The sequence below is a fragment of the Arthrobacter sp. 05N429 genome, from assembly GCF_056397045.1.
On sequence record NZ_JBFTMQ010000005.1, the window covers coordinates 160,055 to 172,066 of the forward strand.

The window sequence follows — 12,012 nt, forward strand, 5'->3', positions numbered from 1 at the left end:
GATCTCCTGCCCAGCTTCCGCGGGAGTTTCAACGAAAGGCATCCCGTGAAGGATACAAAGAAGTTCCTGATGGCCGCCGTTATGGCCACCGGGCTCGCCCTCAGCGCCTGTGCGCCCTCAGCCGGCACCGCAGCGCCGGCCGAGTCGGGCAGCACGAAGGCCGCCGAGCCGGTCAACGTCGGCATCATCTACTCCAAGACCGGCCCCCTGGCCGCCTACGGCGCCACCTACTACGAAGGCCTGCAGGCGGGCATCGACCACGCCACCGGCGGGACCGGCGCCGTCAACGGCGCCAAGATCAACCTGACCTACGCCGACGACGGCGGCGACCCGGACAAGGCGGTCACGGCCGCCAAGGACCTGATCGGCAAGGGCTACAAGATCATCGGCGGCACGGTTGTCTCCGGCATCGCGCTCAAGCTGGCGGAACAGGCCGCGCAGAACAAGGTCCTCTACATCTCCGGACCGGCCGCCACCGACGCCATCCAGGGCATCAACAAGTACACCTTCCGCTCGGGCCGCCAGAGCCTGCAGGACGTGGCCACGGCCGGTTCCTTCATTGACACCAAGGGCAAGAAGGTCGTCGTCTTCGCGCAGGACAACGCGTTCGGCCAGGGCAATGTCGCCGCCGTCAAGGCCGTCCTGGGCGCCAAGGGTGCCACCGTGGAGGCCGTCCTGGTTCCGGACGGACAGGAGCTCACCCCCTTCGCCCGCCAGCTCATCGACGCGAAGCCGGACATGGTCTTTGTGGCCTGGGCCGGGGCAACGTCGGGCACCATGTGGCAGACGCTCAGCCAGCAGGGCGCCTTCGACGCCGCCCCGATCGTCACCGGGCTCGGCGACGCCGCCACCTTCGGCGCCTACGGCGAGGCGACGTCCAAGATCAGCTTCCTGAACCACTATTTCCCGGGTGCCGCAGGCAACGAGGTGGAGAAGAAGATGATCGCCGCCGTCGAGAAGGCAGGCAAGAAGGCCGACCTCTTCACCCCCGACGGCTTCGTGGCCGGCCAGATGATTGTCCAGGCCATCAAGGAGGGCGGCTCCGACGCCGACGCGATGGTCAAGGCGCTCGAGGGCTTCAGCTTCGACGGGCCCAAGGGCAAGGAAACCGTCCGCGCCTCGGACCACGCCCTGGTCCAGGACATGTACCAGGTCAAGCTCGTCCAGACGGGCGGCAGCTGGGCTCCCGAGCTCGTCAAGGTGGTTCCGGGCGATACCGTCGCCCCGCCGGAAAAGAAGTAACCCGGCACGACGGAAGCTGCCCGCGGCGCTGTGCCCGACCATACGGCGAAGTCACTGCAGAGACACTGCAGAGACACGGCACAGCGCCGCACACCACCCCTACGGCCCCAGCGAGACACGAAGGATCCGAATGAATTCCCCAGCCCTGCCCGCCCTTGCGGTGGACGGCCTCGGTCTGCAGATCGGCGGTGCCCGCATCCTCGAGGATGTGAGCTTCTCCGTCGGTACCGGCGAAATGGTCGGCGTGATCGGCCCCAACGGCGCCGGCAAGACCACCCTGTTCAACCTCATCTCCGGCGTCATGCGCCCCACCGCGGGCAGCGTGACGCTGAACGGCAGGGAGATCACGGCCGCGCCGGTCCACCGCCGGGCCAAGGCAGGGCTGGGCCGGACCTTCCAGACCTCCAACCTGTTTCCCCGGCTCAGCGTGCTGGAAAACGTCCGGCTGGCCGCGCAGGCAAAACTCGGGGGCAGCTTCAGCCTCCTGCGTTTCCCCGCGGTCTCCGACGAGGCCACCCGGATTGCCCGCGGCACCATCGGCGAGGTCGGGCTCACGTCCCAGCTCTCGACGGCGGCGGGGGACCTCTCCCACGGCGAGAAGCGCAAGGTGGAAATCGCCGTCCTGCTGGCGACGGACCCCGCCGTCGTGCTCCTGGATGAGCCGATGGCCGGGGTGGCGTCGGGGGACGTCCCGTCCCTCACCGCGATCATCCGGGGAATGCACCGTGACCGCGGCTGCACCGTGATGATGGTGGAGCACCACATGGACGTGGTCCTGGGCCTCGTGGACCGGGTGGCCGTGATGCACCACGGCAGCCTGCTCGCCCTGGACAGCCCGGAAGCCGTGATGTCGGACCCGACCGTACAAAGTGCCTACCTGGGAGAATCCGTATGAGCGCCGCAGCGGAAACCCGCCCGATCCTCCGGCTGACGGGACTCAATGCCCACATCGCCGGACAGCAGGTCGTTGAGGATGTCTCCTTCACCGTCCCGGCCACCGGCATCACCGCGCTGCTGGGCCGCAACGGCGTCGGAAAGACCAGCACCATCAAGGCCATCATCGGCCTCATCGACCGGACCGGAGCAGTGGAGCTCGACGGCGTGCGGATCGAGAAAGATCCGACGTTCAAGATCATCCGCAGCGGGGTGGGTTACGTGCCGGAGGACCGCGAAGTGTTCTCCAAGCTCACGGTGGCGGAGAACCTCCGGCTCGCCGAACGCGACGCCGCACCCCGGCGCCAGCTCGTCGAGGAGCTATTCCCGGACCTGCTGGCCCGGTCCGCGCAGATGGCCGGCACGCTGTCCGGCGGCCAGCAGCAGATGGTCTCCCTGGCCCGCGCACTCCTGAACACCAACAAGATCCTGCTCGTCGACGAACCCACCAAGGGGCTGGCCCCGAAAATCGTCGCCGAAGTCGCCGAGACCCTCGCCGAAGCCGCCAAGACCGTCCCGATCCTCTTGGTCGAGCAGAACCTGCACGTCGTCCGCCAGCTCGCCCGGGACGCCATCGTTCTCTCCGGCGGCCGGGTGGTCCACACGGGCGGCGCTCTGGAATTCCTCGACGACGCCGGGCTGATCCAGCGGCATCTGGGTGTGTCCACCGACCATGGCCCGTCCGGGGAAACAGCCGGGAAAACAGGCGTGAAACTAGCCGTGGAACCAGCCGGGAAAGGCGCCGCCCTGTGAGTACCGTTGTCCTCCTGCTCTTCACCGGCCTGGGCCTGGGTGCCCTGTACTTCCTCGTGGCCGCCGGGCTGTCCCTGATTTACGGGCTGATGGGTGTGCTGAACTTCGCGCACGGCGCCTTCCTGACGCTCGGCGCCTTCACCGGCTGGGAGATCGCCCGCCGGACCGGCTCCGACAACTGGTGGACCTTCCTGCTCTCCCTGCTGGTCGGTGCAGCGGCCGGGGCAGCCTTTGCCGCCTTCACCGAGTTCGTCCTGATCCGCCGGCTCTACCAGCGGCACATCGAACAGGTCCTCATCACGGTGGGCCTCTCGCTCGCCGCCGTGGCACTCTTCGACGGCATCTGGGGCACCGACCCGGTGTTCATCCAGGGGCCGGCCTGGTTCAAGGACACCACGGAGATCCTTGGCGCCCGCGTCCCCAATGACCGGTTCGTCTGCATCATCGCCGCCGTCCTGGTGCTGCTGGCCATGGTGTTCTTCCTGAAGAACACCCGCTACGGCATGATCATCCGGGCCGGCGTCGAGAACCGTTCCATGGTGACGGCCCTCGGCATCGACGTCCGGAAAGCCTTCACCCTCGTCTTTACAATCGGCGGTGCCGCCGCTGGCCTGGGCGGGGTCCTGGCCTCGCACTACTTCGGCTACGTCTCACCGATGCTGGGCGGCTCACTGCTGATCTTCGCGTTCATCGTCACCGTGATCGGCGGGCTGGGCTCGCTGACCGGCGCGGCCATCGCCGCCGTCGCCGTAGCCGTCCTCCAGCAGTTCGCCAACTTCTACCTCGGCGGCACCGGCGACTTCGTCGTGGTGCTGGCCCTGGCGCTCGTGCTGCTGTTCCGTCCCTCCGGCCTGCTCGGGAGAACCTCATGACCACCGATACCGACGCCGCCGGAACCGCCGGAACCGCCGGCAATGCCAGCACCGCCAGCACGGCTACCAAGGGCACCGTCGGGAGCCCCGCGGTGCCGCGCGGGACAGAAACCGCCGGCCGTTCCAACCCGACCGGCCGTCCCCGCCCGACCCGCCGGAAGATCGCCGGCGCGGCCGCCGGGCTCGCCGGGATGGTGCTCCTGGTCCTGCTGCCGCTGCTCAACCTGTCGCTGCCCGGCGTGCTGCCCGGGCCGACGTACACGCCGGGTTCCCTGCAACTGCTGGCCATGTGCATGCTGATGGCCGCAGCCGCCCTGACCTACCACCTGCTGCTCGGCGTCGCCGGACTGCTTTCCTTCGGCCATGCCCTGTACTTCGGCGCCGGCGTCTATGGGCTGGCGATCATCCTGCAGAACCTGGACATTCCGCTGCTGCCAGCGATGGGCCTGACCCTGCTCGTGGTGATCGTGCTGGCCCATGTGGTGGGCAGCATCAGCCTGCGGGTCAGCGGCATCCCCTTCGCCATGGTCACGCTTGCCTTCGCCCAGGCCGGCTCGGTGATCGTGGGCCGCAACCCGGACGGCACCACCGGCGGCGACGAGGGCCTGACGCTGCGCACCGACAACCTGCCCGATTTCCTTGTCGGCGTGGTGAACACCCGCAACCTCTACTGGCTGGCGCTGGCCGTGCTCGTGGCCGTGTTCATCGTGGTCACCTGGGTGCAGTCCTCCCGGGCCGGGCACGTTGCCGCGGCGGTCCGCGAGAACGAACTGCGCGTCCGCGTCCTGGGCCTGCAGCCGTACCTCGTGAAGCTGCTGATCTTCGTGGTCTCCGCCATCCTGGTCAGCATCATCGGCATGGTGTTCCTGCTCCTGCAGAGCGGCGCCGTCCCGCGCGCCATGTCCGCCGACCTCACCATCACCCTGCTGGTGATGGTGGTCCTGGGCGGCGTCGGCTCCCGCTGGGGCGCCGTGATCGGCGGCGTTTTCTACACCATCCTGGACCAGCGCCTCACGACCCTCGCGAACTCGGACGCCATCGATGCGCTGCCGGACATCCTGCGGGTACCGTTGTCTGAACCTTTATTCATCCTGGGCACCCTGTTCATCCTCGTGGTGCTCTTCCTGCCCGGCGGCCTGACGGGCACCGCGCAGCGGCTGGCCCAGCGCCGGGACCGGCAAAAAACGCGTCGCGGCGGGCTCACCGGAAATGACAGGACCGGCGAGGACCGGACAGCGACGTCCCGCGAGATCCTGGAGGAATCGGCATGAGCAGCACAACAGGTCCCGGCCGGGTTGACGGACTGCACACCCTGGGCCGCTGGACCACGGACCGGAGCCTCGCCACCCCGCACCGGATCGCCGTCGACGACCGCGGCTGCACACTGAGCTACGGCGAACTGGAACGCCGGGCGGCCGGCCTCGCCGCCGGACTGAAAGGTGCCGGCTACGTCACGGGGGACCGGATCGCGACCCTGACCGGGAACAGCTCGGACCACGTGGTGGTGTTCTTTGCCTGCGCCAAGGCCGGGCTGGTCCTGGTGCCGCTGTCCTGGCGGCTGTCACCCCGGGAACTGGCAGCCCAGCTCGAACTCGCCGACCCCCAGCTCCTGCTAGTCGAGGACGAACTCGATTCGCTCGCCGCGGGGGCGTGCGCGCTGCTGCCGCACCGGCCCCGGGCCGCTGCGCTGGGCCCGGGCGGCGTCGAAAAGTCCGTGCCGCCGCCCTCCCGGATCCGGCCGGCGCCCGCTGCGGGCGGCGGCCGGCCGGACGTCCGCGGGCTTGAAGCCGCCAGGGAAGTGCGCGACGACGACCCCCTCCTGATGATCTTCACATCCGGCACCGAGGGGGCCAGCAAGGCTGCCGTGCTGACCCACGCCAACTGCTTCTGGACCAACCTCTCGCTGTCCCGGACCCTCGACCTGGGCAGCACCGACGTTGTGCTGGCCGTGCTCCCGCAGTTCCACGTCGGCGGCTGGAACATCCAGCCCCTGCTGGCTTGGTGGACGGGCGCCACCGTGGTGCTGGAACGCGGCTTCGAACCCGGCCGGGTCCTGCAGCTGATCGCGGAACGCCGGGTCACCATGCTGATGGGCGTCCCCACCCAGTACCTGATGCTCGCCGAACACCCCGACTTCGCCTCCGCGGAGCTCGGCAGCCTCCGGCACGCCGTGGTGGGCGGGGCTCCCATGCCTGCGCCGCTGTTGCGGATCTGGCACCGCAGGGGAGTGGCGCTGAGCCAGGGCTACGGGCTGACCGAGGCGTCGCCCAATGTGCTCTGCCTGGCCAATGAGGATGCCGCCCGGATGGTCGGCTACTCGGGCAAACCGTATCCGCATGTCGCCGTCGCGGTAGCCGATCCGGTCACCGGGGAGGTCCTCGACGGCGCCGCATCCGGGGAACTGCTGGTGGGCGGGCCGGGGGTCTTCGCCGGCTACTTCCGCGACCCCGCCGCCACCGCGGCCGTCCTGGCCGGCGGCTGGCTCCGCACCGGGGACCTGGTGGAGCGCGACGCCGAGGGCTACATCAAAGTGGTGGACCGGCTCAAGGACATCTATATTTCCGGCGGCGAGAACGTGGCCCCGGCCGAGGTCGAGGCTGCGCTGCTGGCCCATCCGGCGGTGGCGCAGGCCGCCGTCGTCGGGGTCGAAGACCAGCGCTGGGGCGAAACGGGCGTCGCCTTTGTGGTGATCCGTCCAGGCCTCGCCACGGACGAGCAGGAACTCCTGGACCACTGCGCAGCGCAGCTGGCGCATTTCAAGGTTCCCTCGCGGATCGAGACCGTGGCAGCCCTGCCGCGCACGGCGCTGAACAAGGTGCTGCGGGCCCGGCTGCGGCAGCAACTGGACGAGCAACGGCCGGCGGGAACCCACGGACGCGGGGCGGCCGCCCTGCCCGCAGCCGCCCTGTCAAACGCTGTTGCCGCGGACGCGGTTTCCTCGGACTGGGGCCGGCGATGAGCGCCGTTCCCCGTACGGCGCGGGGCACCCGCACCAGGGCCAAGCTGCTGCAGGCCGCCGAGACGGTGTTCGCGTCGGTGGGCTACCACGAGGCATCGATCGTAAAGATCACCGAGGAGGCCGGGGTGGGCCTCGGTACCTTCTACCTGTACTTCGAGGGCAAACAGGCCATCTTCGACGAGGTGGTCGAGGACCTGAACCGGCGGGTCCGGCACGCCATGACGGACGCCGCCCGCTCCGCCGGGACCAGGCTCGCGGCCGAACGCGCCGGGTTCCGGGCCTTCTTCAAGTTCACCGCGGACCACCCCGCGCTGTACCGGATTATCCGGCAGGCCGAGTTCGTCTCGCCCGGGGCGCTGCGGCTGCACTACACCCGCATCGTCAACGGCTACATCGAAGGGCTCAAGGCCGCGCAACTCAGCGGCGAAGTCCGGGAGATGGACCCCACGGTAGCCGCCTGGGCCCTGATGGGCATCGGTGAGCTGATCGGCATGCGCTGGGTGCTGTGGGACGAAGAAGGCGCCGAACCCGCCCAGGGCGCCCGACCGGATGTCCCGGAGGAAGTCTTCGAGGAAATGATGCAGTTCATCGAACGCGCCCTCGCCCCCGCGCCGGGGGCGACTTCCAGTGCCGCACCCGGCGCCGCCCCCAGAACCATTCAGGCCCAGGAAGGGACAGCCCAGTGAGCCATCCAGCAATGAACACTCCAGTCATAAACACTTCAGCCATAAACCAGGCAGCCAGCACCTCGGGCTACCGGACCACCGAGGTCAAGGTCCGCGGCGGCACCCTGCACACCGCAATCTGGGGCCCCGAGGACCCCGCCGCCCCGACCATCCTGGCGGTGCACGGGGTGACCGCGTCCCACAAGGCCTGGCCGGAGCTGGCCGAAGCCCTGCCGGACGTCCGGATCATTGCCCCTGACCTGCGCGGACGGGGCCGCAGCAACGCGCTCCCGGCGCCGTACGGTATGCCAGCCCACGCCGAGGATCTCGCGGCCGTGCTGGCCGCGCTCAGCACCGGGCCGGTGGTCGTCGTCGGCCATTCGATGGGCGCCTTCGCCGCAGTGGTGCTGGCGAACCTGTTCCCGGAGCGGGTGCGGTCCCTCGTCCTGGTCGACGGCGGTCTGCCGCTGCAGGTTCCGGCGGGCCTCAGCGACGAGCAGATCGTCGCCGCCGTGCTGGGTCCCGCGGCCGAGCGGCTGAACGCCACTTTTCCCAGCCGTGAGGTCTACCGCAGCTTTTGGAGGCAGCATCCGGCCTTCAGCGCCGACTGGAGCCCGCTTGTGGAGGAGTACGTGGACTACGACCTCACCGGTGAGGAACCGGTGCTCCGGCCGGCCACCCGCTACCAGGCGATGGCGGACGATACCGCCGAGCTGCACCGCGGCGCCTCACTCCTGAAGGCCTTGGACGAGCTTGCTGTGGAGACCCTGGTGCTGCGGGCGCCGCGCGGCCTGCTCAACGAACCCGGCGGCCTGTACGCACCCGGCTATCTGGACGCCTGGGCGGAGAAACTGCCCGCCCTGACGGTCCGCGAGATACCGGACGTCAACCACTACACAATCATCATGGGTGCGGCGGGTGCCGCCGCCGTCGCGGACACCGTGCGGGAAGCGCTGGCCGTCGCGTAGTGGCCGGGCTCTGACGCCGGACCCCTGGCGCTTCTAGAGAGCGGACTCGAGAATCCGGGCATTCGGGGCACCCTTGAGCGCGGGGGCCAATTCGGAGGAGTTCCAGACCTTCGTCTGCAGGTTCGCCAGCAGCGCCTCCGCCTGGGCGCGCTGCTCAAAATCGAGTTCGACCACCACGGAGTGCGGATCGTCCACCGGGCGGCTGACCCGGTGTGCGGTGACCCCGGACGCGGCACGGTTCACCGGGTCGCGGTCGAACGCGGCCTTCCACACGCCAAAGTCCGTGATTGCGTGTTCTATCTGCAAGGTGTACATCGCTTCCTGTCCTTCCGGCTGGTGATCCCGGGATTGATGGGATGCTTCCAAGCTACGCGCGGCAGGGAGTGTGCGGTATCCCAAAAATCCGGTCGGGGAGCAGCCGGGATCCGGCAGTGGCGCCTTAGCCGCCGGCGAACGGCGGCAGCACGTCGACGACGTCGTCCGGCTTCAGCGTGGCGGCCCGGTTCCGCACCGCCACCTCGTTGAGCAGGAAGCTGCTCCGGGACAGCAGCCGCGCCAGCGGCGGGGTCCCGGCCGGAGGATCCGGGCGCTCGACGGCGAGGATCGCCTCCACCAGTGAGCTGAATGTGGCGTCTGCGGGGAGTTCAAAGCGCTCCTCGTCGACGCCGGCAGCAGCGCGCGCGGCAGCGAAGTAACGTACATTCACAGGTAATTCAGCCTCCGATGGCGCTCATGCTGCGGTCCGGCTGGACGAAATCCGGGGCGTCCAGTCCGACGTGGTCCATGCCGTGGGCCTTGGGCTTGATCCACATGGCATCCTGCCAGCGTTCGGCGAGTTGTTCGTCGCTGGCGCCCTCGCGGAGCAGTCCCAGCAGATCGACTTCCTCGCGGGAGAACAGGCAGCTCATGATCTTGCCCTCGGCCGTGATGCGGGTGCGGCGGCAATCGGAGCAGAACGGCTCGGTCACGGAGGCGATGATCCCCACGGTTCCGAGCACCGGCCCGGTCGCCTCGGCCGTGCCGGGCACGCGGGCCCGGACCTCGAAGCGTTCCGCCGGGGCGCCGTCGCGGTCCCGCGGATCGGCGCCGAGCACGTAATCGACCGAGAGCAGCTCACGGATTTCCGCGGCCGTGATCATGTTCCGGCGGGTCCAGCCGTGGTCGGCGTCGAGCGGCATCTGCTCGATGAATCGCAACTCATAGCCGCGGTCCAGCGCCCAGGCCAGCAGGGCGGGGGACTCGACGTCGTTGATGCCGCGCATCAGCACGGCGTTGAGCTTCACGGGGCCCAGCCCGGCGGCCCAGGCGGCGTCGACGCCGGCAAGGACCTTGTTCAGGAAGGGGCGGCGGGTCAGCTGGGTGAACGTTTCCTCATGGAGCGAGTCCAGGGAAACGTTGATCCGGGACAGCCCGGCGGCCTTGAGCCCGGCGGCCTTTTTGTCCAGGCCAACGGCGTTTGTGGTCATGGAGATCGGGAGGTCGGGGTGGGCGTGCCGGAGCGCCGAAATGATGTCCATCAGATCGGCCCGGACCAGCGGTTCACCGCCGGTGAGCCGCAGTTCCCGCACGCCCAGCATGTCGACGCCGATCCGCACGATCCGGACAATTTCCTCCGCGGACATCACGGCCTGCTTGGACAGCCACTCCAGGCCCTCGGCGGGCATGCAGTAGGTGCAGCGCAGATTGCATTTGTCCGTCAGCGAGAGCCGCATGTCGGTGGCGCGGCGGCCGTAGCGGTCTACGAGGCCGGCGGGCATCCCGGCCGGGCGCCCGGGGAGCTGCAGACCGGAAGTGCCCGCGCCGGAACCGTCCTCCGCGCGGGGCTGGGGCATACCAAGCTGAACACTCATAATGTCAGGCTACGCCACCTCGGCGCCGGCATCACTGCTGTTGAGCCGCATATTGCGCCAGGTATTGCGCCCGATCCAGCGCATTGCCCGGCAGCCGGTGCCGCCGCGCCGGCGCGAACCTATGCTGGAGGGGTGAACACCTCCCAGCGGGCGACGGCCCTGGCGGCGGCGGCCGGAGTCGTGGCCGTCGGAACGGGGCTCGCCCTGGGGGAACTCGCGGCCGGTCTCGTGAGCCCGTCGCTCTCCCCGGTGACCGCCGTCGGGGGCGCAGTGATCGATGTGGTCCCGCCCGGCGTGAAGGACTGGGCGGTTGCGCTCTTCGGTACAGCGGACAAGGTCGCCCTGCTGGGCGGCATGGGACTCGTCATTGCGGCGCTGGCGGCCCTGGCCGGAGTCACGGAGCTGCGGCGCCGCTTCGCCGGGGTCGCCATCATTGCCGTCTTCGGCGTGGCGGGGCTGGCTGCTGTCTTGGGCCGGAGCGAACTGACGCCCAACGCGGTTCCTGTCCCGCTGCTCGCCGCCGTCGTGGGCATGATCCTGCTGAGGTGGCTGATCCGGCGGCTGGAGGAGTGGCAAACCGAAGCAGCAGTGGCGGGGGGTCCCGGCGCCGAAGCCGGTGCTCCGGAAAGTGCCACCCCCAGCCAGCCCCCTTCCCGCCGCCGCTTTTTCCAGGTGCTGGGCGGTACAGCCGCCGTAGCCGTCCTTGCCGGGGTCCTTGCCGCGACGTTCCGGGGGGCCGCCGCCGTCGTGAGTGAACTGCGCAGCAAGCTGGCGCTCCCCGCACCGGCGTCACCGGCTCCGCCCGTCCCGGCCGGCGCCGAAGTCCGGCTGGACGGGGTGGGTCCGCTGGTGACCCCGAACAAGGATTTCTACCGGATCGACACCGCACTGCGCGTCCCGGTGCTGGACCCGGGCCAGTGGACCCTGAAGGTCACCGGGCTCGTGGAGCGGGAGGTCTCGCTGGACTTCGCCACGCTCCTCGCCAAACCCCTGGTCGAACGGCACGTCACCATCGCCTGCGTCTCCAATGAGGTGGGCGGGGACCTGATCGGCAACGCGCGCTGGCTGGGCTGGCCGGTCCGGGAACTGCTGGCACTCGCCGGTCCGAAGGACGGCGCGGACATGGTCCTTTCCCGCAGCACGGACGGCTGGACCGCCGGCACTCCGCTGGAGGTGCTGACGGACAGCCGGGACGCGCTCCTTGCCGTCGGGATGAACGGCGAACCGCTGCCGCTGGAGCACGGTTTCCCGGCCCGGCTCATCGTCCCCGGCCTCTACGGCTACGTCTCGGCCACCAAGTGGGTCACTGAGCTCAAGGTGACGCGCTTCGCGGACGACGTCGGATACTGGACGCCCCGCGGGTGGAGCGAGCGGGGACCCATCAAGACCTCCTCCCGCATCGACGTGCCCCGGGACGGCCGTTCCGTGAGCGCCGGCATGGTCGCCTTCGGCGGGGTTGCCTGGGCCCAGCACACCGGGATCGGCCGGGTGGAGCTCAGGGTCAACCGCGGCGCGTGGCAGCAGGCGGAGCTGGCCCCCGGGATCTCCAGGGACACCTGGTACCAGTGGAAGCTGGCACTGCCGCTCACGCCCGGCCAGTACGAGGTCCAGGTCCGCGCCACGGACCTTAGCGGCGCCGCTCAAGTGGAGGACCGCGCGCCCGTTGCCCCCAGCGGGGCCACCGGCTTCCACACGGTTAGAGTTGACGTGAAGTCCTAACGGGCCGGGCCACCATGCCGGGCCAGGGAGCCGGGCCAGGGAGCCGGACCG

Annotated in this window: 12 protein-coding genes; 9 read left to right on the forward strand and 3 right to left on the reverse strand. The window is 69.6% G+C overall.

Annotated features, from left to right (window positions below; all coding sequences use genetic code 11):
- The first annotated feature begins 45 nt into the window (after positions 1 to 45).
- From AC1DF4_RS11510 to AC1DF4_RS11545, 8 genes are all read left to right on the forward strand, one after another.
- Positions 46 to 1,242: a substrate-binding domain-containing protein gene (locus AC1DF4_RS11510; protein WP_476913019.1), complete on the forward strand. Its 1,197-nt coding sequence runs from the start codon at positions 46 to 48 to the stop codon at positions 1,240 to 1,242.
- 130 nt (positions 1,243 to 1,372) lie between these two features.
- Positions 1,373 to 2,137 carry an ABC transporter ATP-binding protein gene (locus AC1DF4_RS11515; RefSeq protein WP_476913020.1) on the forward strand — a complete coding sequence of 255 codons (765 nt, stop codon included), beginning with the start codon at positions 1,373 to 1,375 and terminating at the stop codon, positions 2,135 to 2,137.
- Complete coding sequence (locus AC1DF4_RS11520) at positions 2,134 to 2,928, forward strand: ABC transporter ATP-binding protein (RefSeq protein WP_476913021.1); 795 nt, start codon at positions 2,134 to 2,136, stop codon at positions 2,926 to 2,928. The genes AC1DF4_RS11515 and AC1DF4_RS11520 overlap by 4 nt, the downstream gene beginning before the upstream one ends.
- The gene (locus AC1DF4_RS11525; RefSeq protein ID WP_441405469.1) at positions 2,925 to 3,800 is read left to right on the forward strand and encodes a branched-chain amino acid ABC transporter permease; all 876 of its coding nucleotides are present in this window, start codon (positions 2,925 to 2,927) and stop codon (positions 3,798 to 3,800) included. Before AC1DF4_RS11520 ends, AC1DF4_RS11525 begins: the two co-directional genes overlap by 4 nt.
- Before the next feature lie 191 nt (positions 3,801 to 3,991).
- Positions 3,992 to 5,071: a branched-chain amino acid ABC transporter permease gene (locus AC1DF4_RS11530; RefSeq protein WP_476913093.1), complete on the forward strand. Its 1,080-nt coding sequence runs from the start codon at positions 3,992 to 3,994 to the stop codon at positions 5,069 to 5,071.
- A complete protein-coding gene (locus tag AC1DF4_RS11535) occupies positions 5,068 to 6,759 on the forward strand; it encodes a class I adenylate-forming enzyme family protein (RefSeq protein ID WP_476913022.1) in 1,692 nt (563 codons plus the stop codon). The genes AC1DF4_RS11530 and AC1DF4_RS11535 overlap by 4 nt, the downstream gene beginning before the upstream one ends.
- Entirely contained in the window at positions 6,756 to 7,445 is a 690-nt protein-coding gene (locus AC1DF4_RS11540; protein ID WP_476913023.1) for a TetR/AcrR family transcriptional regulator, read from the forward strand. Before AC1DF4_RS11535 ends, AC1DF4_RS11540 begins: the two co-directional genes overlap by 4 nt.
- Positions 7,446 to 7,456: 11 nt before the next feature.
- A complete protein-coding gene (locus tag AC1DF4_RS11545; protein WP_476913024.1) occupies positions 7,457 to 8,392 on the forward strand; it encodes an alpha/beta hydrolase in 936 nt (311 codons plus the stop codon).
- Between the two features lie 33 nt (positions 8,393 to 8,425).
- On the opposite strand, the gene AC1DF4_RS11550 is transcribed toward AC1DF4_RS11545, so the two are convergent.
- The 3 genes from AC1DF4_RS11550 to moaA form a co-directional block, all read right to left on the reverse strand.
- Positions 8,426 to 8,707 carry a hypothetical protein gene (locus AC1DF4_RS11550; RefSeq protein ID WP_476913025.1) on the reverse strand — a complete coding sequence of 94 codons (282 nt, stop codon included), beginning with the start codon at positions 8,705 to 8,707 and terminating at the stop codon, positions 8,426 to 8,428.
- 124 nt (positions 8,708 to 8,831) lie between these two features.
- The gene (locus AC1DF4_RS11555) at positions 8,832 to 9,098 is read right to left on the reverse strand and encodes a MoaD/ThiS family protein (protein WP_476913026.1); all 267 of its coding nucleotides are present in this window, start codon (positions 9,096 to 9,098) and stop codon (positions 8,832 to 8,834) included.
- A gap of 7 nt (positions 9,099 to 9,105) precedes the next feature.
- Positions 9,106 to 10,242, reverse strand: coding sequence for a GTP 3',8-cyclase MoaA (moaA, locus tag AC1DF4_RS11560; RefSeq protein ID WP_476913027.1), 1,137 nt, complete (start codon positions 10,240 to 10,242; stop codon positions 9,106 to 9,108).
- Positions 10,243 to 10,374: 132 nt separating this feature from the next.
- Between moaA and AC1DF4_RS11565 the strand changes: the two genes are divergently transcribed.
- Positions 10,375 to 11,961 carry a molybdopterin-dependent oxidoreductase gene (locus tag AC1DF4_RS11565; RefSeq protein ID WP_476913028.1) on the forward strand — a complete coding sequence of 529 codons (1,587 nt, stop codon included), beginning with the start codon at positions 10,375 to 10,377 and terminating at the stop codon, positions 11,959 to 11,961.
- Positions 11,962 to 12,012 lie beyond the last annotated feature (51 nt).